General features: G+C 73.3%; 27 protein-coding genes. 16 read left to right on the top strand and 11 right to left on the bottom strand.

The genetic code is table 11. The features are described 5' to 3' along the window. Positions 1-35 precede the first annotated feature (35 nt). From ACWCSU_RS43745 to menC, 4 genes are read left to right on the top strand one after another with little or no spacing between them, the layout of a single operon-like run. The gene (locus ACWCSU_RS43745; protein ID WP_449942428.1) at positions 36-1,586 is read left to right on the top strand and encodes an N-acyl-D-amino-acid deacylase family protein; all 1,551 of its coding nucleotides are present in this window, start codon (positions 36-38) and stop codon (positions 1,584-1,586) included. After that, on the top strand, positions 1,583-3,196 hold the full coding sequence (locus tag ACWCSU_RS43740; RefSeq protein ID WP_449942427.1) for a PucR family transcriptional regulator: 1,614 nt from the start codon (positions 1,583-1,585) through the stop codon (positions 3,194-3,196). The genes ACWCSU_RS43745 and ACWCSU_RS43740 overlap by 4 nt, the downstream gene beginning before the upstream one ends. 53 nt (positions 3,197-3,249) lie before the next feature. Beyond that, complete coding sequence (locus ACWCSU_RS43735; RefSeq protein WP_449942426.1) at positions 3,250-4,047, top strand: GNAT family N-acetyltransferase; 798 nt, start codon at positions 3,250-3,252, stop codon at positions 4,045-4,047. Further along, entirely contained in the window at positions 4,044-5,162 is a 1,119-nt protein-coding gene (gene menC / locus ACWCSU_RS43730; RefSeq protein ID WP_364098221.1) for an o-succinylbenzoate synthase, read from the top strand. Before ACWCSU_RS43735 ends, menC begins: the two co-directional genes overlap by 4 nt. Here menC and ACWCSU_RS43725 read toward each other — a convergent pair. Continuing rightward, a complete protein-coding gene (locus tag ACWCSU_RS43725) occupies positions 5,146-5,601 on the bottom strand; it encodes a MarR family winged helix-turn-helix transcriptional regulator (RefSeq protein WP_357705534.1) in 456 nt (151 codons plus the stop codon). The two genes, menC and ACWCSU_RS43725, sit on opposite strands and share 17 nt — an antisense overlap. Before the next feature lie 90 nt (positions 5,602-5,691). Between ACWCSU_RS43725 and ACWCSU_RS43720 the strand changes: the two genes are divergently transcribed. Genes ACWCSU_RS43720 through ACWCSU_RS43710 form a run of 3 tightly spaced genes read left to right on the top strand, consistent with a single transcriptional unit; the run spans position 5,692 to position 7,325 of the window. Continuing rightward, positions 5,692-6,237 (top strand): YceI family protein, encoded by a 546-nt coding sequence (locus tag ACWCSU_RS43720; protein ID WP_357705533.1) that lies wholly within the window; start codon positions 5,692-5,694, stop codon positions 6,235-6,237. A 21-nt stretch (positions 6,238-6,258) separates the two neighbouring features. Continuing rightward, the gene (locus ACWCSU_RS43715) at positions 6,259-6,648 is read left to right on the top strand and encodes a hypothetical protein (RefSeq protein WP_449942425.1); all 390 of its coding nucleotides are present in this window, start codon (positions 6,259-6,261) and stop codon (positions 6,646-6,648) included. Between the two features lie 5 nt (positions 6,649-6,653). Further along, positions 6,654-7,325, top strand: coding sequence for an SGNH/GDSL hydrolase family protein (locus ACWCSU_RS43710; protein WP_449942424.1), 672 nt, complete (start codon positions 6,654-6,656; stop codon positions 7,323-7,325). A gap of 12 nt (positions 7,326-7,337) precedes the next feature. Here the strand turns inward: ACWCSU_RS43710 and fxlM are convergent, their stop codons facing one another. Continuing rightward, positions 7,338-8,561 (bottom strand): methyltransferase, FxLD system, encoded by a 1,224-nt coding sequence (fxlM, locus tag ACWCSU_RS43705; protein ID WP_449942423.1) that lies wholly within the window; start codon positions 8,559-8,561, stop codon positions 7,338-7,340. A gap of 146 nt (positions 8,562-8,707) precedes the next feature. Next, positions 8,708-9,052 carry an ArsR/SmtB family transcription factor gene (locus tag ACWCSU_RS43700; RefSeq protein WP_357705529.1) on the bottom strand — a complete coding sequence of 115 codons (345 nt, stop codon included), beginning with the start codon at positions 9,050-9,052 and terminating at the stop codon, positions 8,708-8,710. A 136-nt stretch (positions 9,053-9,188) separates the two neighbouring features. Here ACWCSU_RS43700 and ACWCSU_RS43695 point away from each other — a divergent pair, with 136 nt between their 5' ends. After that, positions 9,189-10,658, top strand: coding sequence for an MFS transporter (locus tag ACWCSU_RS43695; protein WP_449942422.1), 1,470 nt, complete (start codon positions 9,189-9,191; stop codon positions 10,656-10,658). 85 nt (positions 10,659-10,743) lie between these two features. Here the strand turns inward: ACWCSU_RS43695 and ACWCSU_RS43690 are convergent, their stop codons facing one another. Continuing rightward, entirely contained in the window at positions 10,744-11,169 is a 426-nt protein-coding gene (locus tag ACWCSU_RS43690) for a MerR family transcriptional regulator (protein ID WP_449942421.1), read from the bottom strand. A gap of 179 nt (positions 11,170-11,348) precedes the next feature. On the opposite strand from ACWCSU_RS43690, the gene ACWCSU_RS43685 reads away from it, so the two are divergent. Then, positions 11,349-11,804 (top strand): SgcJ/EcaC family oxidoreductase, encoded by a 456-nt coding sequence (locus ACWCSU_RS43685; RefSeq protein ID WP_449942420.1) that lies wholly within the window; start codon positions 11,349-11,351, stop codon positions 11,802-11,804. A 68-nt stretch (positions 11,805-11,872) separates the two neighbouring features. Further along, positions 11,873-12,037, top strand: a complete 165-nt coding sequence (locus ACWCSU_RS43680) for a hypothetical protein (RefSeq protein WP_357705525.1) — start codon at positions 11,873-11,875, stop codon at positions 12,035-12,037. A gap of 69 nt (positions 12,038-12,106) precedes the next feature. Here ACWCSU_RS43680 and ACWCSU_RS43675 read toward each other — a convergent pair whose 3' ends face one another. Next, complete coding sequence (locus ACWCSU_RS43675) at positions 12,107-12,742, bottom strand: TetR/AcrR family transcriptional regulator (protein WP_449942419.1); 636 nt, start codon at positions 12,740-12,742, stop codon at positions 12,107-12,109. Positions 12,743-12,832: 90 nt separating this feature from the next. Here ACWCSU_RS43675 and ACWCSU_RS43670 point away from each other — a divergent pair, with 90 nt between their 5' ends. The 3 genes from ACWCSU_RS43670 to ACWCSU_RS43660 all read left to right on the top strand — a co-directional run bounded on the left by ACWCSU_RS43670 (position 12,833) and on the right by ACWCSU_RS43660 (position 15,321). Next, the gene (locus tag ACWCSU_RS43670) at positions 12,833-13,489 is read left to right on the top strand and encodes a CatB-related O-acetyltransferase (RefSeq protein WP_449942418.1); all 657 of its coding nucleotides are present in this window, start codon (positions 12,833-12,835) and stop codon (positions 13,487-13,489) included. A gap of 65 nt (positions 13,490-13,554) precedes the next feature. Then, positions 13,555-14,730 (top strand): macrolide family glycosyltransferase, encoded by a 1,176-nt coding sequence (locus ACWCSU_RS43665; protein ID WP_449942417.1) that lies wholly within the window; start codon positions 13,555-13,557, stop codon positions 14,728-14,730. A 24-nt stretch (positions 14,731-14,754) separates the two neighbouring features. Next, a complete protein-coding gene (locus tag ACWCSU_RS43660) occupies positions 14,755-15,321 on the top strand; it encodes a YciI family protein (RefSeq protein WP_364098188.1) in 567 nt (188 codons plus the stop codon). Positions 15,322-15,360: 39 nt separating this feature from the next. Here the strand turns inward: ACWCSU_RS43660 and ACWCSU_RS43655 are convergent, their stop codons facing one another. Together ACWCSU_RS43655 and ACWCSU_RS43650 are read right to left on the bottom strand one after the other, a co-directional pair. After that, positions 15,361-15,753 carry an STAS domain-containing protein gene (locus ACWCSU_RS43655; RefSeq protein ID WP_357705520.1) on the bottom strand — a complete coding sequence of 131 codons (393 nt, stop codon included), beginning with the start codon at positions 15,751-15,753 and terminating at the stop codon, positions 15,361-15,363. Further along, positions 15,753-16,136, bottom strand: a complete 384-nt coding sequence (locus ACWCSU_RS43650; protein WP_357705519.1) for an STAS domain-containing protein — start codon at positions 16,134-16,136, stop codon at positions 15,753-15,755. The genes ACWCSU_RS43655 and ACWCSU_RS43650 overlap by 1 nt, the downstream gene beginning before the upstream one ends. A 260-nt stretch (positions 16,137-16,396) precedes the next feature. Between ACWCSU_RS43650 and ACWCSU_RS43645 the strand changes: the two genes are divergently transcribed. Then, complete coding sequence (locus tag ACWCSU_RS43645) at positions 16,397-16,969, top strand: dienelactone hydrolase family protein (RefSeq protein WP_357705518.1); 573 nt, start codon at positions 16,397-16,399, stop codon at positions 16,967-16,969. A 186-nt stretch (positions 16,970-17,155) separates the two neighbouring features. On the opposite strand, the gene ACWCSU_RS43640 is transcribed toward ACWCSU_RS43645, so the two are convergent. The 4 genes from ACWCSU_RS43640 to ACWCSU_RS43625 all read right to left on the bottom strand — a co-directional run bounded on the left by ACWCSU_RS43640 (position 17,156) and on the right by ACWCSU_RS43625 (position 22,196). Next, positions 17,156-17,641 carry a DUF4232 domain-containing protein gene (locus ACWCSU_RS43640; RefSeq protein ID WP_357705517.1) on the bottom strand — a complete coding sequence of 162 codons (486 nt, stop codon included), beginning with the start codon at positions 17,639-17,641 and terminating at the stop codon, positions 17,156-17,158. 44 nt (positions 17,642-17,685) lie between these two features. Further along, complete coding sequence (locus tag ACWCSU_RS43635; protein ID WP_449942416.1) at positions 17,686-18,804, bottom strand: hypothetical protein; 1,119 nt, start codon at positions 18,802-18,804, stop codon at positions 17,686-17,688. 12 nt (positions 18,805-18,816) lie between these two features. After that, positions 18,817-19,020, bottom strand: coding sequence for a hypothetical protein (locus tag ACWCSU_RS43630; protein ID WP_449942415.1), 204 nt, complete (start codon positions 19,018-19,020; stop codon positions 18,817-18,819). Between the two features lie 158 nt (positions 19,021-19,178). Further along, positions 19,179-22,196 carry a M4 family metallopeptidase gene (locus tag ACWCSU_RS43625; RefSeq protein WP_449942414.1) on the bottom strand — a complete coding sequence of 1,006 codons (3,018 nt, stop codon included), beginning with the start codon at positions 22,194-22,196 and terminating at the stop codon, positions 19,179-19,181. Positions 22,197-22,550: 354 nt separating this feature from the next. On the opposite strand from ACWCSU_RS43625, the gene ACWCSU_RS43620 reads away from it, so the two are divergent. After that, entirely contained in the window at positions 22,551-22,925 is a 375-nt protein-coding gene (locus ACWCSU_RS43620) for a hypothetical protein (protein ID WP_449942413.1), read from the top strand. Continuing rightward, positions 22,922-25,030 carry a hypothetical protein gene (locus tag ACWCSU_RS43615; RefSeq protein ID WP_449942412.1) on the top strand — a complete coding sequence of 703 codons (2,109 nt, stop codon included), beginning with the start codon at positions 22,922-22,924 and terminating at the stop codon, positions 25,028-25,030. The genes ACWCSU_RS43620 and ACWCSU_RS43615 overlap by 4 nt, the downstream gene beginning before the upstream one ends. Positions 25,031-25,032 lie beyond the last annotated feature (2 nt).

The following is a 25,032-nucleotide window of genomic DNA, read 5'->3' as shown; positions in this document are numbered from 1 at the left end:
CGACGAATCTCGTACCCGGGAAAGGTAATACCTGCATGCACGACCTCATTCTGCGCGGCGGCACTCTGCACGACGGGTTCGGCTCGCCCGGCCGTACCGCGGACGTGGCCATCGGTGGCGGACGCGTCACCGCGACCGGCCGTGACCTCGGCCGGGCCGCCCGCGTGGTGGACGTGGACGGCATGGTCGTCGCGCCCGGCTTCATCGACCCGCACAGCCATTCCGACACCGTGCCGTTCATGGCCGGGGAGCAGCCGTTCAAGCTGTGGCAGGGCGTCACCACCGAGATCATCGGGAACTGCGGCTTCTCCTGCGGACCGGCCGACTCCGAGTCGGCCCATTTCGCCCCCGGGATCTTCGGCGAGCACGCCTTCACCACCTTCGGCGGTTACCTCGACGCCGTGGAGCGGGAGGGCACGACCAACAACCTGGCCGCGCTCGTCGGCCACAACACGCTGCGCACGGCCGTCTGCGGCATGGACGCCGCGCCGCCGCCCGGCGCGCTCGACCGGATGACCGAGTTGGCCGAGGAGGCGTTCGCCGCGGGCGCGTGCGGGCTGTCCAGCGGCCTGGAGTACGTGCCGGGCGCCTACGCCGGCACCGGCGAGCTGATCGCGCTGGCCCGCGCGGCCCGGCGCTGGAACCTCGTCTACGCCACCCATCTGCGCAGCGAGAGCGAGGGGCTGGCCGGCGCGCTGGACGAGGCCGTCGAGGTCGCGGCGGCGGCCGGGGTGCGGCTGCAGGTCTCCCACTGCAAGGCGTCGGGCCGGGCTGTGCACGGCTCGTCGGCCATGCTGCTGGACAAGCTGACGGCCGCCCGGGTCCGGGGCGTGGACGTGCGGGCCGACGTGTACCCGTACCGGGCGTTCTGCACCGGGCTGGTCGCGCTGCTGCCGCCCACCGCGTGCGAAGGCGGTGAGCCGGAGCTGCTCAGGAGGCTGGCCGACCCGGCGGAACGGCGGGCGCTGCGCGCGCTGGCCGAGGATCCCGAGCGCACGACCGGCGTCGGCCTGTGGCGGGAGACGCACCCCGAGGACGTGCGGCTGCTGCGGCACGCCTCCGCCGGCGTCACCGGCCGCTCGCTGGCCGACCTGCTGGACGGCCGCGAGCCCTGGGACGCGCTGTGCGACCTGCTCATGGCCGACCCGCACGCCGACGGCGTCTTCCACACCATGCACGACGACGACGTCACCCGGATCATGCGGCACCCCCTCGTGTCGATCGGCTCCGACGGCGGGCCGCCCGAGGGGCCGACCCATCCGCGCACGTACGGCACCTTCCCCACCTTCCTCGGCGAGTACGTGCGCGAACGCGGGCTCGTGCCGATGGCCGAGGCGATCAGGAAGGTCGGCTCGGCCACCGCGGCCCAGTTCGGCCTGGCCGACCGGGGCTGGCTGGGCAGGGGAGCGGTCGCCGACGTGTGCGTGTTCGACCCCGCCGCCATCCGCCACGACGGCACCTACGACGAGCCCGCCACCCGCCCGGCCGGCGTCACCCACGTGCTCCTGGGCGGCCGCATGGTGATCGACGACGGCGAGTTCACCGGCGGCCGGCACGGACGCCTCCTGCGCGGGGGGCGGGCGTGAGCGGCCAGGGCCGGGTGACGCTCGGCGTGCTGCTCGACAGCCTCGGCGCGGAGACGGTGAGCGCGCTGTGCCTGCCGTCCGGCCGCCAGGCGATGGTGGGCGCGCCGGTCATCCACGGCTCCGACGAGCCGCTGGCCGCCTACGCCGGGGCGCTGCTGCTGGCCACCGGCAGGCCGGAGCCGTCCCTGCTGGAGAGCGCGGCCGGGGCGGGCGTGAGCGCGGTCGTCGTCCGGGCCGGGATCGGCGACGCCGCCGCGCTGACCGAGGCGGCCCGCGGCGCGGGCGTGGCGCTGCTGGCCGCCGCCCCCGGCCTGGCCTGGGGCCAGCTCTACGCCCTGGTGGACGCCCTGCTCGCGCTCGTCGCCCCGGCCGCGGACCTGGGCGGCGGCCAGGCGGGCGACCTGTTCGCGCTGGCCAACCAGGTCGCCGCCCGCGTCGGGGGCGCGGTGGCCATCGAGGACCTGGCCATGCGCGTCCTGGCCTACTCCACGATCGGCCAGCCGATCGACGACCTGCGCAGGGAGGGCATCCTCGGCCGGCGCGTGCCCGAGCACCCGACGAACGCCGAGGAGTACGCCGCCGTCCTGCGCTGCGAGGGGGCCGTGTGGAGCCACGAGCCGCGCGAGTACCTGCCCCGGCTGGCCATCGCGGTCCGCGCCAGGGGCGAGGCGCTCGGCACGATCTGGGCCATCCAGGCGGACGAGCCGCTCGCGCCCGACGCCGACGCGGTGCTCGCCGAGGCCGCCAGGACCGCCGCCCCGCACCTGGCCCGCCTCAGCCTGGCCGCCGACGAGGCCCGCCGGACCAGGGACGAGTGGGTGGGCCGGCTGCTGCGCGGCGCAGGCCCCGCCGGGGAGCTGGCCGCCTCCTTGGGCCTGCGCCCGGACGAGCCGGTCAGGGTGGTGGCCGCCGGGGACCCGGCCGGGCGGACCGACGTCTTCGCCGCCACGCACGCCGCCGACCTGCTGCGCACCGCCTACGCCGTCTACCGGATCAGGGCCGCCGTCGGCGCCGTGGACGGCCGGACGTACGCGATCGTGGCGGCCGGCGCCGGGACCGCGCTGCTGCGGCGCGTCACCGCCGAGACCCTCGGCCGGATCACCGACCGGCTCGGCGGGCACTGGCGGGCGGGCGTCGGACGGACCGCGGCCTCGGTCGCCCAGGTCCCGGCCGCCGCCCGGCAGGCCGACGAGGCGCTGCGCGCGATGGGCGGCCCGTTCGCGGGCGGCGAGGTGGGCCTGCACGAGGAGCTGGCCGCGGCGCTGTTCCTGCTGGACGCGGCCGCCTCGATGCGGTCCGGCCCGGCGGCGGGCGAGCCGCTGTCCCTGGTGGCCGAGCACGACGCCGGGCACGGCACCGACTACGTCCGCAGCCTGCGGGTCTGGCTGGCCGCCCACTACGACGTGCCCAGGGCGGCCGAGACGTTGTCGCTGCACCCCAACACGCTCAGGTACCGGCTGCGCCGCATCGGCGAGCTGATCCCGCTCGACGACCCCGACGTCCGGCTCGTGCTGGGCCTCCAGCTCCGGCTGGCCGAGATCGGCGCGGGCGCCACGGGCGGCACGGGCGGCGGCCGGAGCCCGGCGTCCGGCACAAACGGCGGCGGCTGAAGTTGGGCTTGCGCGCCAACGATCCGGCGGCGGTCCGGCGGAATGCTGGTGCCATGCTCGAAATCCGCATCCTCCACGGAACCTCCGAGTTCCAGGCCGCCGACCGGCTGCTGCGCCGCGTCTGGAACACCAGGGCGGGCGACGATCCGCCGGTGGCCGTCGACCTCATGTGCGCCCTTGAGCACACCGGCGGGTACGTCAGCGGCGCCTTCCTCGGCGGCGAGCTCGTGGCCGCCGCCTCCGGGTTCCTGGCCGAGGGGGCCGGCCTGCACTCCCACGTGGTGGGCGTGGCCGCCGAGGCGCGGGGCCGGGGGGTCGGCCAGGCGATCAAGGCACACCAGCGGGCGTGGGCCGCCGAACGCGGCCTGAGCTCCATCTCCTGGACCTTCGACCCGCTCGTACGCCGCAACGCCTTCTTCAACCTGGGCAGGCTCGGCGCGCGGGCCGAGCGGTACGTCCCCGACTTCTACGGGCCGATGAACGACGGCATCAACGGCGGCGACCTCACCGACCGTCTGTTCGCCCACTGGCCCGTGACCCCTGCCCCTGCCCTGGATCCGGCGCGGAGCCCTGTCCCGGCGGCCCCGGACTCGGGGCTGTCCGCCCTGGGCGGGACCGAGAAGGCCGAGGTGATCCTCGACGAGACCGGGGCGCCGCGCGAGCCGGGCGGCGCGGCCGTACTGCGCTGCGCGACGCCCGCCGACGCCGAGCGGCTGCGGCGCGAGGACCCCGCGGAGGCGGCGCGGTGGCGGGCCGCCCAGCGGGCCGCCCTGGGCGGCGCGCTCGCCCGCGGCTACCGGATCGCCACCTTCACCAGGGACGGCTGGTACGTGCTGGAGCGTGCGGCGTGAGGATCGCCGAGGCCGAGCTGCACACGGTCGCGCTGCCGCTGCTCACCCCGTTCCGCACCTCGCTCGGCACGCAGACCGAGCGCCGGGCGCTGCTGGTGCGCGTGCGCGGGGCCGAGGGGGAGGAGGGCTGGGGCGAGTGCGTGGCCGAGGACGAGCCCACCTACAGCCCCGAGTACCTGGAGGGCGCGGCCGACCTCATCCGCCGCTTCCTGCTGCCCGCCCTGTTCGCGGTGCCCGGCCTCGACCCGGCCGGCGTCGCGCCCGCGCTGGCGCACCTGCGCGGCCATCCGATGGCCAAGGCCGCCGTCGAGACGGCCGTCCTGGACGCCGTGCTCAAGGCGCGCGGCCTGTCACTGGCCGCCTACCTGGGCGGGGTGCGGCGCAGCGTACGCGTCGGCGTGTCGGTCGGCATCGCCGCCACCCTCGACGACCTGCTCGACACCGTGGACCGGCACGTCGGCGCCGGGTACGCCCGGATCAAGCTCAAGATCGAGCCCGGCTGGGACCTGGAGCCGGTCCGGCTGGTGCGCGAGACGTTCGGCCCCGGCCTGATGCTCACCGCCGACGCCAACACCGCCTACGCCCCCGCCGACGCCCGCCACCTGGCCCGCCTCGACGCGTACGGCCTGACCCTGCTGGAGCAGCCCTTCGCCCCGGACGACCTGCACGGCCACGCCCTGCTCGCCGCCCGCATGGACACGCCGATCTGCCTGGACGAGTCGATCACCTCGGCCCGCGCCGCCACCGCCGCCATCAGGGCGCGCGCCTGCTCGGTGATCAACATCAAGCCCGGCCGGGTCGGCGGCTACCTGGAGGCCCGCCGGATCCACGACCTGGCCCGGGCCGCCGACGTGCCGGTGTGGTGCGGCGGGATGCTGGAGACCGGGCTCGGCCGGACGGCGAACCTGGCGCTGGCCAGCCTGCCCGGCTTCACCCTGCCGGGCGACATCTCGGCGACCGCCCGCTACTTCGAGCGCGACCTCACCGCGCCGGTCGTGCTGACCGGCGACTCCATCACGGTCCCCGACGGCCCCGGGATCGGCGTCGCGCCGGACCCGGACGCCCTGGCGGCGTTCACCGCCGAGCCGCCCGTACGCGTCACCCCTTCTCGATGAGGTGGTCGAGCAGGACCTGACTGATGTCGGCGAGCTGTCGCAGCTGTTCCTCGGTGAGCAGGTCGACCAGGTGCTCGCGGACGCTGGCGACGTGCTCCGGGGCGGCGGCCCGGAGCGCGTCGAGCCCGTCGTCGGTGAGCACCGCCAGCCAGCCGCGCCGGTCGCCGGCGTAGTGCTCCCGGCGCACCCAGCCCTTCTGCTCCAGCTTGTTGACCGCGTGTGAGATGCGGCTCGGCTTGGAGTTGGTCCAGTGCGCCAGCTCGCTCATGCGCATCGTGCGCGCGGGGGCCTCCGACAGCAGGACGAGCAGCTCGTAGTAGGTGGGCGGCATGTCGGCCGCCGCCATCAGGTCGCGTTCCAGACGATCGGTCAGCAGGCGGGTGGCCAGGCCGAAGGCGCGCCACGCCTGTTGTTCGTCGTCGGTGAGCCAGCGGGTCATGCGTCGAGCGTACTGGAAAGTTGCGTGCTGAAATAAAGGTATGTACTGTCGTGCCGAATCTTCCGGTGCTGAACTAATTGGAGCGCGACCATGTACCCCAGCGAGCTGAGCGGCCACTACACCATCGACCCGGACCACAGCCGGTTCGGGTTCGTCGCCCGCCACGCCATGGTGACCAAGGTGCGCGGCAGCATCCCCGTCCAGGAGGCCACCGCCCGCCTGGACGCGGCCGACCCCACCGCCTCCGCCGTCCGCGTGGTGCTCGACGTGGCCGGCATCCAGACCGGCAACCAGATGCGCGACAACCATCTGCGCACCGGCGACTTCCTCGACGCCGCCGCCCACCCGCACATCACCTTCGAGTCCGCCTTCGTCGTGCACGCGGGCGGCGACAGCTTCGAGGTCACCGGCGACCTGACGATCCGCGGGGTGACCCGGCGGATCACCGTCCCCCTCGACTACACCGGCACCGCCGTCGACGCCCAGGGGCTGACCCGGGTCGGCTTCGAGGGCAGCGTGGCGGTCAACCGCAAGGACTTCGGCATGACGTACAACGCCGCGCTGGAGACCGGCGGGGTGATGATCTCCGATCGCATCACGCTGGAGTTCGACCTGTCCGCCGTCCGCTCCGCCTGACCACACCCCAGGACCCCCGTCATGAGCAATCCCCTCCTTTCTGGAATCTCGGGGAGGCCCGTCGTGCGCAGGCTCGCCGTTCCCGCCCTCACCGTCGTGCTCGCCCTGGCCTTGGGCATCACCCCAGCCGGCGCGGCATCGCGCCGATGGGTGGCGGCGTGGGGCGCCGCCGTCCAGCCAGCCACCCCCAGCACCTCCTGGTACGGCCCCAACTGGTCCGAGGACGGCTTCGCCCGCCGGGGTCCCGAGACCCTGCGCCAGATCGTCCGCCTCGGCGGCGGCGGCACCGCCGTGCGCGTCCGGCTCTCCAACGTCCACGGCGCCGCTCCACTGGCGATCGACGGAGCCGCCGTCGCCCGGGCCGATCGGGGAGCCGCGACACTCCGCCCCCGCACGCTCTGGCACTCCTGACCGGCGTGGACGTCACCGGCCCCCGCGCCGGGCGGCCATCCTCCACCGGGCCGTCCCTCACCGGGGCCGTGGTCACCTTCGGCGACTCCCTCACCGACGGCGTCGGCTCGACCGCCGGAGCCGACAACCGCTACCCCGACCGGCTCGGCGAGCGCCTGATCGCGTCCGGCCGCCCCCTGACCGTGATCAACGCCGGCATCGGCGGCAACCGCCTGCTGACCGACTCGCCCGAGTACGGCACCAGCGGCCTGACCCGCTTCCGCCGCGACGTGCTGGAGCGACCCGGCGTCCGCACCGTCATCATCATGGACGGCATCAACGACCTGGCCGAATGGAACAAGCCCCACCAGGCGACCGCCCGCGGGATCATCGACGGCCACAAGGAGCCGATCCGGGCCGCCCACGCCCGGGGCATCCGTGCCGTCGGCGCCACCCTCACCCCCGTCAAGGGCTCGCCGCTCGCCTACAGCCCGGCGGCGGAGGCCGTACGCGACCAGGTCAACGAATGGATCCGCACCAGCGGCGCGTACGACCACGTGGTGGACTTCGAAGCGGCCGTCCGCCGCCCCGACGACCCCGACTCCCTGCGCCCGGAGTACGACTCGGGCGACGGCGTCCATCTCGACGATCGCGGCTACGACGCCCTCGCCCGAGCCGTCGACCTCGACGCCCTGTGACGCCCCACACGATCAGGGCCAGGCCATGACGAGCTGGGTGTGACGCTTGCGGAAGACCCGACCGGCGGCGGGAGGCGGCACGACGGCGCCCGCGGGGTGAAGGGTGAAGACCGGGTCCGGACGGTCCCGCAGGCGGTGATCCCAGGTCCGCACATGATCGGCCAGCTCCCGGGCGAGCCCGGCGCCCTCGCGGCCGTGGCCACAGGCCCCGAACTCCCAGCGCCGCCGGTCGTCCTCGCGGACGCACGACTCGCGGATGGTGAGATAGGCGAAGCTGTCGCGGGTGATGAGCGCGGGACAGTACCAGCGCATGGCCGGCCGGACGAGCCCGCAATCGCGCTCGGGATCCTGCCAGAACATGCCGAACCGCTCGTCGACCGCCGCGATCGACAGGTGCATCGAGTCGAACGGCTCACCATGGCCGGCGGTGACGCCGGTCCACAGCTCGGTCCGGTCGCCGCCCAGCGCCCGGTCGAGGGCGGCCCTGTCGAGCGCGGGGCCGCTCTCCAGGGTCAGCCTGACGGCTCCGCCCGCCAGGACCGGTTCCTGGTCGGGCAGCATTCCGGCCCCCTGGCAGGGGACGAAGCCGCAGACCGTCGGGTTCAGCCCCAGGAAGTGGTCGCCCTCGCGGACGAAGGTGAAGGACCGGCTGACGGTGGAGAAGCGCAGCGGCACGACCATCCGGCCGCCCGGCGCGAGAAGGTGTCCCCAGGGAACGTCCCAGACGCCGACGGTGACGATGACGGCGTCGAAGCCGCCGCTCGGCGCGTGTTGCTCGGCCGCGTGCTCGGCGTCGCCCAGGACGACCTTCACCCGCCCGTAGCCGGTCTCGGCGAGGAAACGGCCCGCGCGCCCGGTGACGAAGGGGTCGATGTCCACGGTGACGACCAGCCCGTCCGGCCCGGCGATCTCGGCGATGAGGGCGGCGTTGCAGCCGCCGGAACCGACCTCCAGGACCTTCGCGCCGGGACGGATCCGTGCCGCTTCGAGCATCTCGGCCTGCAGCCAAGGCGCGCTGATCGAACTCGTGGCCCTGCCGTCGGGCCCGCGCTTGGTGACGACGACGTCGTGGGCCGAGTAGGCCGCGCTCGGCGACACCTCAGGCGCGAAGCGCTCCCGCGGCACCTTGGCGAACGCCGCTTCGACCTCGGGGGAGCGGACCCGGCCGCCCCGCCTGAGCTCGGCGACCAGCTCGGCCCGGAGACGGTCGGGGGAGTCGGACGACAAGGTGGTCACCACAGCGAGGGTAGCCGGGCCCTGCGGGGTGGAACGGAGAATCGAGGCATGGCGCGGGACACCTCGGCGACCATATTGCCCTGCACCGAAGCAAACGTGACCGATCCGCGGCGCTGAAGGCAATGCGAGGCGCCGGGGGCGGGTGGTCAGGCGGCGGAGTCGGGGTGTTGGGTGGCGGCGTCGGTGCGGGCGCCGGAGAGGATGGCGTCGAGCAGGCCGGGGTAGCGGGCGTCCAGGTCCTCGCGCCGCAGGACGAGCAGGTTCTCCCGCCCCGAGGGCTGCTGCCGGATGACGCCGCTGTCGCGCAGCACCCGCCAGTGGTGCGTCATGGTCGACTTCGCGGTGATCCCCAGCGTGTTCAGGACGCTGGTGCAGTTGTGCTCGCCCCCGGCGTCGAGGATGCGGACGACCGACAGACGCACGCCGTTCCCCAGCGCCGACAGCACGTCTTCGACCCGGATCTGGTCACGGTCGGGATGACGGAAAGCCATGGTTCAACTGTACCGCGACTGTCGAACAATCCTTCTCCGGTCTGGCATAGTACGACTGTACGTAAATCCTCGTACGATCGTTTCGTGTGGCGGGCTTCCGCGTGCCCGCTCCCCGGCTCCCTCCGAAGGGCGTTCCATGTCCACACCATCCACGCTGCCCGCGGCCGTCGCGGACGGCGTCAAGCCGCGACTCGGCTGGACCCTGGCGTTGCTCGCCCTGGCCCAGCTCATCTACGCGCTCGACCTCAACATCGTCTTCGTCGCGCTTCCGCAGATCGGCGCCGAGCTGGGCTTCCCCGGCCAGACCCAGCAGCTGGTGGTCAGCGCGTACGTCGTCTTCGCCGGCGGCTTCCTGCTGCTGGGCGGCCGGGCCGCCGACCTGCTCGGCCGCCGCCGCGTCTTCGTGCTCGCCCTGGCCCTCTACGCGTTGTCCTCGCTGGCCGGCGGGCTGGCCGGCGGTCCCGTCGTCATCATCGTCGCCCGCGCGGTCCAGGGCATCGGCGGGGCGTTGCTGCTGCCCTCGACGCTGGCCCTGCTCAACAGCCTGTTCGCGGAGGGGCCGCAGCGCAACCGGGCGCTGGCCGTCTGGGGTGGCGCGGGCGCCAGCGGGCTGACGATCGGCGCGCTGCTCGGCGGCGTCCTCACCCAGAACTTCGGCTGGCCCGCCGTCTTCTTCGTGAACGTCCCCCTGGCCGGGCTGGTCGCGCTGGCCGCCCTGGCCGTCATCCCGCGCGACCCGGCCAGGCGGGAACGGCGCAGGTTCGACCTGCCGGGGGCGCTCACCGTCACCGGCGGGTCCACGCTGCTGGTCTTCGCCCTGGTCGAGGGGCCCGAACTGGGCTGGGGCAGCCCGCCGGTCGTGGGCGCCTTCGCGCTGGCCGCCGTCCTGCTGGTGATCTTCGCGCTGGTCGAGGCCCGCAGCGCGGATCCGCTCATGCCGTTCCGGCTCTTCCGCAACCGGAGCCTGACCGTCGGCATGCTGGTCACCTTCGTCTACATGGCCACGTTCGGCGTCCTGCCGTACTTCCTCACCGTGCTGCTGCAGAGCGTCCACGGTTACAGCGCCCTGCAGACCGGGCTGGCCTTCCTCATCCCCTCGCTGGCCATCGCCGCCGGCACGCAGAGTGGCGAACGTCTGGCGACCCGGATCGGCACCCGTCCCACGCTGCTGATCGGCTTCGCCGTCGGTGTCGTGGGGACCGCCGTCCTGGCCCTCGGCTTCGACGCCGACGCCGGGTACGGCCTGCTGATCCCCGGCCTGGTCGTCTCCGGGCTCGGCCAGGGCATCGTCTGGACCGCCATGTGGATCGCCGCCGCCACCGGGACCCCCGCCCACGAACAGGGCGTCGCCAACGGCATCGCCTCCACCGCGCTCAACATCGGCAACGCCATCGGCCTGGCCGTCTTCACCGTCATCGCCGACCTCGGCACCGAGGGCAGGACCGGTCAGGCCCTGCGCGCCGCCACGGCGGACGGCGAGTTCCTGGTCGTCCTGCTCACGGCGGCGGCGATGATCGCCGGGCTGCTGATCACCCTCACCCTGCCCCGCCGCACTCCCCGACCCCCGGCGCCCGTGCAGCCGGACGAGTCGCTCGCGACCGGCTGACCGCACGTCGTCGCCCGCGAGCACCTGGCCCGCACCCCGGGTGCTCGCGGAACAGGAACCCGCCGCCGACGTGACGCCCGGCCGGTCAGTGCCGGTGAGCCTCTTCCAGGGACGCCCCCGCCAGCCGCGCCTGGACCACGCCGGTGAAGGACGAGCACTCGAAGACGTTCTCGTGCGGGCACGCCATGCCGTGCGCGATGGCGGTGCGCGCCACCTGGGCTCGGGCGATGCGCTCGTCCAGCTCGTCGAGCTTGCGCCGATACAGCTCCCGCCCCGCGTCGCCCGGCTCGGACCGGACCGCGAGGAACGTCTTGACCTCGCGCAACGTGAGGCCGACCTCGCGCAGCAGCAGGATCGCGGCGACCAGTTCGACCGCCGACGGCGGATAGCGCCGCTGCCCCGAGACGCGCTCCGGCTCCGGGATCAGCCCGAGCTCCTCCCAGTAGCGCAGAGCGGAAGTGGCGACCCCGGTGCGCTCGGCCAGCTCGCCGATCGTCAACAGCTCACTCATGGAACGCCAAGCATACGTGTCGGGCCCGCGTCGGCGATCGAGCAGCCGCTCCTTCGCGGGGGGCCGGGACGCGGCCGGTGTTGACAGGGGTCGGCGTCATCTCTAATCTCTTCTTTGGCGCAGATAAATCTTCAAAGAAGTAAATGCTTTAGAGAAGCTGCTGAAGGAAGGCAACGACCATGCACAACACCCTCACCGCCGCCGACGCCGCCGCCATCAACGCCGTGCTCGACCGCCTCGCCGACGCCTGGCAGCGGGCCGACGGTGACGCGTACGGGGCCCTGTTCACCGACGACGCCACCTACATCACGTACGTCGGCACCCTCTACACCGGCGCCCAGGAGATCGGCGACGCCCACCAGGCGCTGTTCGACAGCTTCGTCAAGGGCACCAGGCTGGCCAGCGAGACCCTCGGCATCCGCCTCGCGGGCCCCGACACCGCACTGGTGATCACCCGCGGCGACACCTACAAGGGCAGGTCCGGGAAGCTGCACAAGATCCAGACCTACACGATGGTCCGCCAGGCGGACGGCGACTGGAAGATCGCGGCCTTCCAGAACACCAAGCACCAGGCCCTCATGGAGGCCATCTCCTTCAAGTTCCAGCCCGCCAGCAAGCCGGCCGCCCACGCCTGAACCGCAGCCCCGGAAGATCCCGCCACAGGCCGACCCAGCCCCATGACACCCGCCACGGAAGGCCGCGCATGACCTCCCTCGCCGTCGTCGCCGCCACGGGCCGTCCCCGCGTCTCGATCGGCGCGACCGAACGCCTGGGCGCCCGTACCTCCCGCGCCGACCTGGCCGCCTTCATCGTCGACCACCTCGACGACCCGCGCACCCACCACCTCCCCGTCGCCGTCTCCTCCTGACCGCGACCGGACGCCGTCCCCGGCGGAACGGCCTCGACCCGGCCGCGGTCCGCCTGTGGAGACCGGGCCTCACGCGTCCGGCGAAGAGGCGGGCTCGGTACGGGTGAAGGCGCCCGCGGACGCCGCCAGCACGGCCGTCCGCGCAGCCTGGTCCGGAAGGTCCGGGTCCGGGGGCGTGCGAAGGAGCACCAGGTGGTGGTAGAGCGGCGCGGTCGCGGCGACGAGCAGCCGCTGCGCGTCGGTGCCCGCCGGAAGCTCGCCCCGCTCGACCGCCCGCCCCACGATCACCTCGCACCGGGTGTACCGGTCCTCCCAGAGCCGCCGCAGCCCGCGGGCGGCCTCCTCGGAACGGAAAGAGGCGGCGATCAGGGCCGCGGCGATCGACGGCTGCGCGGTCAGGGCCGCCTGGTTCTCGTGGTTGAGCGCGGCCAGGTCGCCCAGCAGGGACCCGGTGTCCTCGGGCAGCCAGTCGTCGTCGCCCGTCGCCTCCAGCACGTCGGCGAGCAGGCCGCCGACGTCCCGCCAGCGCCGGTAGACCGTCGCGCGGTGCACGCCCGCGCGGGCCGCGACGGCGTCGAGGGTCAGCCCGTCGTAGCCGTGCTCCCCGAGCTCGGCGCGGACCGCGTCGAGAACCTGCGTACGGATGCGACCGGTACGGCCACCCGGACGGCGGCGCGGACCGGGCGACGGGCTCTCGGACGTCATCGCTCCCTTTCCCGTTTGCGAGGCGGACGGCGACATGACACCATCTTAATGTACAAGTTGTCGCATTAGCAGTGGCGGAAGGAAAGATCCATGAACGCCCACGTCCCCGCCGACCCGACCGTCATCCACCCGATGCCCGGCCAGCCGCGGGTGGCGCTGCTGCGGCCACTGGTCAAGTCCCCGCTGATCGAGGTGGGGGAGTACTCCTACTACGACGACCCGGACGACCCGACCGCGTTCGAGACCCGCAACGTGCTCTACCACTACGGCCCGGAGAAACTGGTCATCGGCAGGTTCTGCGCCCTGGGCACCGGGGTGCGGTTCATCATGAACGGCGCCAACCACCGCATGGACGGCCCCTCGACCTTCCCCTTCCCCACCATGGGCGGCTCGTGGTCCGACCACTTCGACCTGCTCACCGGCCTGCCGAACCGCGGTGACACCGTCGTCGGCAACGACGTCTGGTTCGGCTACGGCGCGACGGTGATGCCCGGCGTGCGCATCGGCCACGGCGCGATCATCGGCGCCGGCTCGGTGGTCACCTCCGACGTGCCCGACTACGGGATCGTCGGCGGCAACCCGGCCCGTCTCATCCGCACCCGCTACCCCGCCGACGACGTCGCCCGCCTGCTCGCACTGGCCTGGTGGGACTGGCCCGCCGAGCACATCACCGAGCACGTGCGCACGATCATGTCGGGCAGCGTCGCCGACCTGGAGGCCGCCGCCCCGGGCGCCCGCCGCGCCTGAACCGCCGGCCCGCCGCCCGTTCCACCGCTCGAACGTCGCGTAGAACCCGAAATGAGTGATCGTCCATGTCCCGCCGCCGCGCCCACATCGCCATGGTCGGCATCCCCGCCGTCAGCCACGTCCTGCCCAGCCTGGAGATCGTCCGCGAGCTGGTGGCGCGCGGCCACCGGGTGACGTACGCCAACGACCCGGCGGTCGGCGAGCTGATCACGGGCACCGGCGCCGAGCTGGTCCCCTGCTCCTCGACGCTGCCGGTCGCCGACAACAGGTGGCCCGACGACCCCATCGCGGCGATGAGCCTCTTCCTGGACGACGCCGTCCAGGCACTCCCGCAACTGCGCGCCGCCTACGACGCCGACCCCGCCGACCTCTACCTGTACGACATCGGCGCCTACGCCGCGCGGGCCCTGGCCGAGACGCAGGGCCGTCCCCTCATGCAGCTGTCGCCGACGTTCGTGGCCTGGGAGGGATACTCCGAGGAGGTGGCGGCGCAGCTGTGGCGACTGCCGGGAGCCGACGCCTACCTGGCCAGGTTCGCCCGCTGGCTCACCGACTGCGGCGTCTCCACCACCGACGTGGAGACCTTCTCCGGCCGCCCGCCGCACACGCTGGCCCTGATCCCGCGGGCGATGCAGCCGCAGGCCGACCGGGTCGACACCGGCACCGTGACCTACGTCGGCCCCTGCCACGACCCGCGCGGGCAGCAGGGCGGCTGGACCCGTCCCGGTGACGCCGCGAACGTCCTGCTGGTCTCCCTGGGGTCGGCCTACACCCGTCAGCCGGAGTTCTACCGCCAGTGCCTGGCGGCCTTCGGCGACCTGCCGGGGTGGCACGTCGTCCTGCAGATCGGCAAGTACACCGACGCGGCGGAGCTGGGCGAGATCCCGTCCAACGTCGAGGTGCACCCGTGGGTGCCGCAGCGGGCGATCCTCGACCAGGCCGACGCGTTCGTCACCCACGCGGGCATGGGCGGCTGCTGCGAGGGGCTGCTGGCCGGGGTGCCGATGATCGCCGTGCCGCAGGGCGCCGAGCAGTTCGCCAACGCCGACCGGCTCGTGGAGCTGGGCGTGGCCCGCCGCATCGACACCCCGGACGCCACGGCCGAGACCCTGCGCGCCGCCCTGGGCGAGCTGACCGGCGACCCGGAGGTGGCCCGCCGCCTGACGCGCCTTCAGGCCGAGGCACGGGCCGAGGGCGGCACCGCCCGCGCCGCCGACCTCGTCGAGCAGCTGCTGGGCTGAGCCGCCCGGACTGGGAGATGATCTGTGGTAGGTACTCTCCGCATGGAGTTCTTCTGCTATCACCGTGACCGTCCTGACTCGGGCGCCCTGCGCGCGGAACTGGTCGAGGCGCACTGGTCCTACATGGACCGCTACGAGGCCGAGCTGATCGCCCGCGGCCCGACCTTCGACCGCGACACCGACACGGCCACCGGCAGCGTGCACATCGTCGACCTGCCCGACCTCGCCTCCGTGCGGGCGTTCGCCTTCGACGAGCCCAACTACCAGGCCGGCGTCTACCGCGACGTGCTGGTACGCCGGTGGCGCAACGTGCTGGGACGCACCATGTGGGAGTTCCCCGGCGGCCGGGAGGGCGGCAACCGGTATCTGGTGCTGGGCCTCGGCTCCGGGCAGCCCGCCGACCTCGTCCCGCCGGCCGGCGGCGACGAGCTGATCGCGTACGGGCCGCTGCTGTCCGACGACGGCGCCACCTGGGTCGGCACCGCCCTGCTGGTCCGGGCGCCCGACGCGGACGCGGCCCGCGCCGTCCTCACCGCCGGCCGGTACGCCGACATCGAGGTGCACGACTGGGAGTTCGGCGGCCGGCGCTGACACCCGCCGGACAGGGGACCTCGGACGACGACCAGGACGTCAGACGGCCTCGGTGGGGCCGGCGGCTTCGAGCGCCCCGGCCCTGGCGTCCCGGAGCGCCTCCACCGCGGCGACGGCCCGGGTGACGTGGTCGTGGATCGTCACGAGCTCCACGGTGCCGGTGATCTCCAGCAGCCGGGCCACCGTGGGCCGGAGGCCCGCCAGGTGCACGTCCACGCCGTGCGCGCGGGCCAGCGTGGCGGCGGCGAGCAGGACGGACAGGCCGGAGCTGTCCAGGAACGCCAGCCGGCTCACGTCGAAGATCAGGTGCTCGTCCAGGCTGCGGCGTACCTGGTCGAGGTAGGCCTCCAGATGGCCGGAGGCGGTGGCGTCGACCTCGCCGGCCACCGTGACCACCGTGATCCCCGGCAGGTAGCTGCTGGCCAGGTGCATCACAACCGCTCCACATCATCCGGCAGTCGATCGGGCGAGGCGCCCCGGGCCGCCGCGACGGCCTCGTCCACGCAGGCATGGATGTGCAGCACGTCCCACACCCCGGTGATCTGCAGGATGCGGGCCGGGATGTCCCGTACGGCGGCCAGGCGCAGGCAGCCGCCCGCGCCGCGGACGTCGTCGTGCGCCCGCAGCAGCACGTGCAGACCGCTGCTGTCCATGAAGGTGAGCTCGCCCAGGTCGAGGACCAGGGATCGGCCGGGTCGGCGGGCGTCGCGGATGGCGGACTCCAGCCGATCGGCGTTGGTGGCGTCGAGCTCGCCGGAGACCGTGAGCAGCACGCCGGCCGGGACCGGCCGGCAGGTCATGTCGAGCACGGACATGGCGGCTCGGTGGCGACGGCAAGGTACGTCTGGGTGACGGACATCTGTTGTTCCCCAAGTGGGCCTGGCCGGTCGGGACGGCATCGAGCCGCCCCAGCACCAAGGTTAGGGGCGAAGCTGGTTGCAGGAAAGAGGTTTCGTCATACGATCTTCAGGTGACCGCTCGGCGGATCCGGGACGCCCCTGCAGACCGTCCGGCAGGACGCCTGACCCGCCGGGGCACGCGTCCCGCGGGCGCTCGGGGTCGCTAAGCTGCGCGTATGGCGCGGATTCTCCTCCTGCATTCGATGTACGGCCTGCGGCCCGCCGTCCACCAGGCGGCCGACAGGCTCCGGGAGGCGGGGCACGAGGTGCACGTCCCCGACCTGTACGACGGGCGCGTCGTCGACACGTCCGAGGAGGGCATCGCGATCAAGGAGGAGATCGGCAGCGAGGAGTTGCTGAAGCGGGCCATCGCGGCGGCGGCCCCGCTGTCCGGCGACGGCCTGGTGTACGCCGGCTTCTCCCTCGGCGCTGCCATCGCCCAGAACCTCGCCCTGGGCGACGAGCGTGCCCGGGGGCTGCTGCTCATGCACGGCACCTCCGACATGGCCGAGGGCGCCACCGCCGACGACCTGCCGGTGCAGCTCCACGTCGCCGACCCCGACTTCTACGAGCCGGTCGACTGGCTCAACGCCTGGTATCTCCAGATGCGCCGGGCGGGAGCCGACGTGGAGGTCTTCCGCTATCCGGGGGTCGGCCACCTGTTCACCGACCCCGGCCTGCCCGACCACGACGCCCCGGCGGCCGAACGCGCCTGGGCCGTCGCCCTCGACTTCGTCGCCGGTCTCTGACGCCCGCGCGGGCCGGGATACGACCCCGGCCGCCAGGGGTAGGGGCCGGGGATGAGGTTCGGGGACTGGGACGTGCGACCGCTGGGCGGCTGGATCGGCTGCCTGGCGATGATCCTGATCTCGCTGCTGCTGTCGATCGTGCTGACGGTCGTCGTCAACTGGCTGCGCTGACCGGCCCCCCGGACGTCAGGCCAGTGGCTTGACGTCGAGCCGTCCGCCGTCGCACACCTGGCCGGCGTCGAACGGGACGTTGACGTACGACTGCTCGTCCGGCGGGATGACCAGCAGGCGGGCCGGGCTCGGGCAGTGGGTCTCGTCGCCGGTCTCGACGACCGTCCAGTGCAGCGTCGTACGGGCGCTGCCGCCCGGCTTGACCGTCACCTGGTGCTTGGTCCCGGCGGCGCGGCGGACGCGGGTGCGGAGGGCGTCGCCCTGCTTGTCGATCATGATCAGGCCGGGGTGGCCGTACAGCGTGCAGGTGGTGCGTGAGCTGTTGGTGAACACCAGCGGCGCGTTCCTGTTGCCGGCGCCGGCGTCGATCGTGCCCAGGCGCACCTGGAGCTGGGCGGCCGAGCAGCGGCGGACGGGCGAGGACTGGCCGGCCATCGCGGGGGCGGCCCCGCCCGCCAGCAGCAGCCCGGCCACGAGCGTGGCGGTGGTGAAGCGTCTCATGGTGTGTTTGACGCAGGGAACGCGGCGAAAGTTATGACCGGCTGTCATCCGGCCCGTTCGCGGGAGGCGTACAGCAGCACCAGGACGAGGGCGGAGGCGAGAAGGGCCGCGCTGAACCACAGCGGCGAGAGCCCGAAGACGAGCCCTTCCCCCGGGCCGGTGACGAACAGGCCGTCGGGATACAGCGGCAGGTCACCGGACGGATCGCGCATCGAGGAACGCTCGGCGGTGAGGGCTCCGGCCACGCCCACGGCGGCCGTCAGCATCAACGCCGCCACCGTCACCCGCAGCAGGCGGACGGTGCCGCGCAGGACGGTCACCAGCACGAGCAGCGCGGCCCCGCCCACCCCCACGACAAGGTCGAACCCCACCCACACAAGCGACGCCGCCGGGCTGACGGCCCCGCCGAAGACCACCCGCTCGGCCACACCTCGGGGGCCGATCCAGAACGGCATCCCGCTCGCGAGGTTGACGGCCGCGGGGACCAGCGGCAGCACGACCGCCGGCGTCACCAGCCACCACGGCCTGGCCGGGATGCGCGCGGGCGGCCGCCGGGGCCCGAACGGCACCGCGGGCGGCCCGGCCAGCTCGTGCGCCGAGCGCGCCTCCCACCCCAGGGCGACGACGCCGAGCGCACGGAGCAGCCAGAAGACCAGCACCTCCAGCGGCATGTCGTAGGAGAAGAACGCGTACGACGTCGGCTGGACGAACGAGATGACCAGCGACAGAACGCCCATCGTCACGGTCGTCCGGCTCCAGCGGCCATCCCGTGCCTGGGCCGTCAGCAGCAGCGCCAGCCACGCCATCGCCGGCAGGCCGTACAGCAGGACCAGGTCGAAGAAGCTCATGCCCGGGTCGAACTGGAGGACCCTGCAGACGGCGAAACCGAGGCCGGAGAGCACGCCCGCCGCGCCGAGGACGAGCATGAGGAGCCGCGCCCAGACCGGAAGGGCGCCCCCCACCGCGACGGAGAACAGCCAGACCATCACCCCCTGGACGAGCAGCACGGCGACCGACACCCAGCCGGCGTACGGCTCCGGCAAGGAGTACAGAAGCGAGAAGGGCGGCAGGGAGAGGGCGACGTCGACGTAAAGGACGGCGCGCAGCAGGGCGATCCGGCGGTCGGCGGCCGGTCGCGCACCGCGCCGGGGCCCGCGCAGCACCTGCCAGTAGACCTAGCCCTGCACCGCGCCGACCAGCACCAGCACCAGCACGAGCCACCAGGAGTCGGGCGGGTCCATGGCCCACCCGCGGACGACGGCGAACCAGAGCGGGGAAACCTCATGGGTGACCAGCGCGAAGACGCCGAGGCCGAGGACAAGGACCACGTAGGCCACCGCGACGGGCATCGCGACGAGGCCGAAACGGTAGCGGCGCACGGGCACTCCCACCCAGGACAGGCGACCGAGGCGCCCACCCTACTGAAGGACCACGTACGTGATCAAACAGTGGGAAACCAGAGCGGAGGGGGTCCGGGTGGACCCCCTCCGTTCCGGCCCTCAGTCACCCCCCGGGTTGCCGGGCGCCGGGCGGATCGTCATCCGATCCGCTGCCAGAGAGCCGGTACGACGTCGGGCGTCCAGTCCGGCTGCGAGGTGTGGGCGATCACGCAGCGGTAGCGGACACCCTGGTAGGTGACCTCGTCGCCGGCGTTGTAGGCGTGCCATTCCTGCCAGGTGTCACCGCCGCCGCCACCGTTCACCGTCAGCGAGAACGACGTGCCGTGGCTGGCGGCGCCGTTCGCGTTGAGGGTGATCGTGTACGTCTGCGCCGGCGTGCCGGCCGACGTGGTCACCGTCACCGTGGACGAGTCGCCCGAGTTGATGGACGCCGGGCTGAACGTCACGGTCGCGCCCGGCGGCACGCCGTCGGCCGCCAGCGTCAGCGGGATCGGCCGGCCGGTGGTGACCTGCGTGCTCAGCGTGGTGGTCGCCGTCCCGCCCGCCGTGACGGTGGCCGACGACGGGTCGGCGGCGACGGTGAAGTCGCCCGCAGGCGTGCCGCCGGTGACCGTGAGCGCGTAGCTCGCCGTCTGCGTCTGGGCGGTGCCGGCGGCCGTCACCGTGATCGGGTAGGTGCCGTTCTTCGCCGTCGAGGCGACGGTGAAGGTCAGCCTGGACGACTGGCCCGACTGGATCGTGGCCGGGTCGAAGGCCACGGTGACGCCGTTCGGCAGCTTGGTGGCCGACAGCGTGACCTGCTGCGGCTGGCCGCCGGTCGTCGCCGTGTTCACCGTGGTGGCCGCGGTGCTCCCGGCCGTCGCGGTGCCCGCCTCCGGGTCGAGCCGGACGGAGAACGCGTCCGGGTCACCGGGACGGGAGACCGTCAGGGTGTAGTTCGCGGTCTGCGTCTGGGCCGTGCCCTGGGCGATCACCTGGAGGGTGTACGTCCCGGCCGGCACGGTGGACGCCGTCGCGATCGTCAGCGCCGACGACTGTCCCGACTGGATGGTGGCCGGGTTGAAGGTCGCGGTCACGCCGGTCGGGAGCGTCCCCGTCCTGAGCTGGATCTGCTGGGCGTTGCCGCTCGTCGTCGTGGTGGTCAGGGTCGAGGCGGTGCTGCCGCCCGCGTCCACGGACCCCGACGCCGGGCTGAGCGCCAGCGAGAACTGGTCGGGGATGGGCCGGTTGACGGTGAGCGAGTAGTTCTGCGTCTGCGTCTGGGCCGTGCCCTGAGCGATCACCTGCACGGTGTACGCCCCGGGAGCCGCGTTCGCCGCCACGTTGAGGGTCAGCGTGGACGACTGTCCCGACTGGATGGTGGCCGGGTTGAAGGTCGCGGTCACGCCGGCCGGGAGCGTCCCCGTCCTGAGCTGGATCTGCTGGGGGTTGCCGCCGGTCGTCACCGTGGTCAGGGTGGTGGAGGCCGAGCCGCCCGGGTCGGCCGCGCCGGAGCCGGGGCTGACCTGCAACGAGAAGGTGTCCGGGTTGGCCACGCAGCTCGGGTCGCTGGTGGCCCGGACGCTCACGGCGTCCCAGGCGGCCTTGACCGCGTTGAACTCCACGCAGCTGTTCGGGAACAGCGACTTGGCGGCGTTGAGCGAGGCCACCCGCGCCTTGGCGTGGGTCCACGGCTGGGTCTTGGCCTGCAGCGTGCCCATGAAGATCTTGCCGGCCTTCTGGATGCCGATGCCGGTCACCGAGGACGGTCCGCCCTGGCAGATCGGGCTGCTCGGCTTGCCGCCGCCGGGGTTGTTGCCCTCGGCCAGCAGGTAGAACCAGTGGTTCTGCGGACCGGCCGCCGCGTGCACCTCGGTGGTGGGGATCGCGGTGCTGTAGCAGTTGGGGTCGCCCACCTGGGACGGGTTGTACATGTACCGGATCGGGCCGTTCCCGACGAGGTTGACCTCTTCGCCCACCTGGTAGTCCGGCGGGTCGTTCGGGTTGTTGGCGTACGCCTCGGTCAGCGCGCCGAAGATGTCGCCGGTGGACTCGTTCAGGCCGCCGACCTCGTTGTTGCCGCTGTCGCCGCCGGGGGTGTTGGTGAAGACGGAGTGGCCGAACTCGTGGCCGACGACGTCCATCGGGGTGGCCTGCTGGTTGCCGGCCTGGTTGTGGCCGAAGGTGGTGTACGAGCCGTTCCAGAACGCGTTGACGTCGTTGAGGCCGACGCGGATGGGGAAGGACCGGCCGTTCCCGCTGTGGCCGTTGCGGCCCAGCCAGTCCCGCAGCATGTTCCATTCCATCTGGGCGGCGTACAGCGCGTCCACGCAGGCCGTCTCCAGGTCGGTGCCCGACCCGTTGCCCCAGGAATCGGTGCTCTTGGTGTAGGCCGTCCCGCCCTGGCCGCCGCACTGGAGGCCGGGCCTGGTGGTGTCCACCATCCGGTACGAGCCGGCGGACCCGCTGGTGTCGATCGTCACCGTGCCGTCGTAGAAGCCGCGGCCGGTGCCCTCCCGCACCTTGTCGAACTTGTCGATCAGCGAGCCGGACCGCGCGTCCACGAACACGTCGAGGATGCTGGGCCTGCCGGTGGCCGTCCGTCCGGTGACCTGGACCTGCCAGGCCAGCCTGGGCGTGGCGGTGGTCGCGTGGACGACCAGCTTGGCCGCGGACACCTCGTCCACGTCCGGCAGGAGGGCTCGGGCGGTGGCCGACGCCTGCTTGCCCGTCACCGACGGCTTGACCCCGACGTCGATCTTCGCGGTCTGGCCGGTGACCACCTGCTGGATCACCTGTCCGGCCCGGTCGGTGCCGACGACGACCTCGCCGCCGAAGACGGGCAGGCCCTTGTACGTGCGTTCGTAGGTCAGATATTGCAGGCCGTAGGTTCCGGCGACGTTGGCCGAGAGAGTGAAGGCGTCGCCGGAGCCCTTGTGCAGGCGTCCGGCGTCGGCGGCGAGTGCCGCGTCGGCGTTCACTTTCGCGCGGTCGCGCGACTTGGGGTCCGCGGGCGCGAACGCCGGCGGTTCGGTCCGGGCGACGGTGGTCGCCGCGATGGATGCCGTGCTGGATAAGTGTGCTTTCGACGTGGCGCCGGCGGCGCCCGTCATCGGGACGGCCAGGGCCGCCGCCGCCAACACGGCGATGGCGCCCGACTTGAACGTGCTGTTCACTCTGGGTGACTCCTCTCACATGTCCCCGGGGGTGTGGGGATCGAAGGAGCCCTTTGGCTGGGGCTTGATTAAAGTTGCCACCCAAGGTCGTCAGGCGAACAGCTCACAAATTTCCATAACGCCACGGTATGCCGGGCGCACCGGGAGCTCCGGGTCCGCAAGTCCTTGATCTTCATCAAATGGACGCTGATATCCTCCGAAAAAGGGCGGGGGACGCACGGCTCAGCGACGACGGAACCGCCACAGGCCGCCGTCCGTGGCCCACGGCGACCCGCGGCCCGTGGTGAACCGGCCCGACCGGTTCCGGCCGGCGATCGACGAGGTCTGACACCGCGTACGGACGCAGGAGGGCACGTGCAGCACGCACCGGAGCAGGCAGGCGGGATCCGCACCTGGGAGCGGGTCGCGGTCGACATGCCCGGCCCGGAGTTCGAGCCGTTCGGGCCATTCGGCTCGTTCGGGCCGTTCGGCTCGTTCGACTCGTTCGGGCCGTTCAGGCCGTTCGGGTCGGAGCCGCCGCGCCCGCAGGGAGACGCGTGCCCCGACGCCGGGCTGCCCGGGGCGTCCGCCTCGACGGTCGGGGCCTCGGAGGCGTGCCGCGCGGCGGTGTGGGCCGTCCACTCCCAGCCCGACGAGGACCTTGCGGCGCCCGATCTCACCGCTGCCCTCCGACGTTTCGACGACGACCGGACGCTGCTCGCCCCGTGGCCGAGGGACGCGGCCCGATGAGCGACGCGACGGGAGGCGCCATGGGCGGCGCGGACCGGGTGGACCGGGCGGACCTCGTTCTCGGCCGGCGTCTCGGGCAGGGTGGCCGGGGGACGGTCCACGAGGTGCCCGGCCGCCGGATCAACGGCCAGTGGGACGTCGTCTACAAGGAGTACGACCCCGCCGTCCTGCCCGGCCTCGACGCCGGCGTGCTCGCCGAGATGGCCGGGCTGATCGGCCGGCTTTCCGGATGGGACGCCGCCTGGCTGTGCGACAGGACCGCCTGGCCCGCCGAGGTCGTCGAGTCCGGCGGGGTGGTCTGCGGCTTCCTCATGCGGTCGGTGCCCCACCGGTTCTCCTTCGCCGCGCAGACGCCGTCAGGCACCGAACACCGCCCCGCCACGATGAACCTCCTGCTCGACGACAACGCCTACGCCGTCGGCACCGGCCCGCACGTCGGCCCGCGGGTCGGCGAGCGCGACCGTCTGCTGTTGCTGGCCGACCTGGCCGACACGCTGGCCCGCCTGCACGCGATGGACATCGTCGTGGGGGACCTGTCGCCCACGAGCCTGCTGTTCGCCACGGAGGGCTCCCCGGAGTGCTTCCTCATCGGCTGCGACGCGATGCGGCTGGCCGGGACGGAGGCGTTACCGCAGGTCGAGACGCCCGGCTGGCAGCTCCCCGCCGACGAGCCCAAAGGCACCCCGCAGGCGGACGCCTACAAGTTCGCGCTGCTGGCCGTCCGGCTCTTGGCCCGCGACCGGACCTCCACGGACCCCGGCCGGCTGGCCGCCGTCGGCCCCGGGCTCGCCGACCTCGCGACGGCGGCGCTCGGCGGCCCCGCGGACCAGCGTCCCCGCCCGGAGCAGTGGGCGAAGGAACTGCGCCAAGCCGCATCCACCCCCACCCCCACCCCCAACCCGCCACCCACCACCAACCCGCCACCCACCACCAACCCGCCACCCACCACCAACCCGCCACCCGCTCCGGGATCACCGCCCACCCTCCAACCACCGTCCGCCCTCGGATCACCGCCCGCGTCAGGACCGTCCCCTGCGCTCGGGCCATCGCCCGCGTTCGGATCGCCGTCTGCCCCCGAATCGCCGTCCGCGCTTGGGCCGCCGCCCGCCCAGGGGCCGCCGCCCGCGCTCGGGCCATCGTCTGCTTTCGGGCCGTCGGCCGCCCTCGGGCCGCCGCGTGGTCCGGTGCCGCGTGGTCCGGTGCCGCCTGGCCAGATGCAGCCGGGCCCGATGCGGCCGGGGCCGATGCCCCCGCCTCCGTCCGGCGGCGGGCTCAGCACCGGGATGAAGGTCGGGCTCGGGGCCGGGGTCGGGGTGATCGGTGTGGTGCTTGCCGTGGTGGGGGCGGTGGTCGTGGTGTCGGCGGTGAAGGGTCTTGACCGGGGAAGCGGGGAGAGCCTGCTGACCGCGGCGTCCTCCGGCCCGCCCGTCGCCACCGTCCCGACGCCCTGGCCGTCGCCGTCCTCCGCCACCCCGGGCCCCAGCGAGCAGCCGACGGAGACCCCCACCGACACACCCACGCTCGACCTGCCCACCGAGGAGCCGTTCGACCCCGGCGACCTCGACCGCCAGGACACCGACCCGACCCCGCTGACGCCGAGCGCCCTGCTGCCCCGCTCCTTCACCACGGCCAAGGGCGTGCGCTACACCCTCCGGTCGAGCGGCGTGGACAAGTGCCCGGACGCCTACCACGCGGCCAACGTCCGCTCGGTGCTGCGCAAGGCGCGCTGCTCCAAGATGGTCAAAGGCTCGTACGTGAACCCGGGCGCGCCGGCGAACAAGCGCATCATGGTCTCGGTGTGGGTCGTGCCGCTGAAGAACGACGGCCGGGCCGACACCGCGTACGCGCGCCTCGACGACGCCTACGCCGACGCCTGGGGGATCGTGTGCCCGAGGAAGGGCCCCGGCTCCGGGCTGTGCCACTCGACGAGCTGGAGCAGGGCCCAGACCTGGGGATGGGTCGGGTACACCCACCGCTACCTGCTGCACACCATGGCCGTCTACACCAACCGCGCCAACGCCACCAGCACCCGGCCCTGGCTCAAGGACGCCTCGAAGGCGGCGTACAAGGCCATCGGGCCCACGGTCTACCAGGACACGAACTGAGG

This window comes from Nonomuraea sp. NPDC001699 (assembly GCF_053596455.1).
Note: the sequence above shows the minus strand (reverse complement) of the source record. Positions and strands in the feature narration are given on the sequence as shown.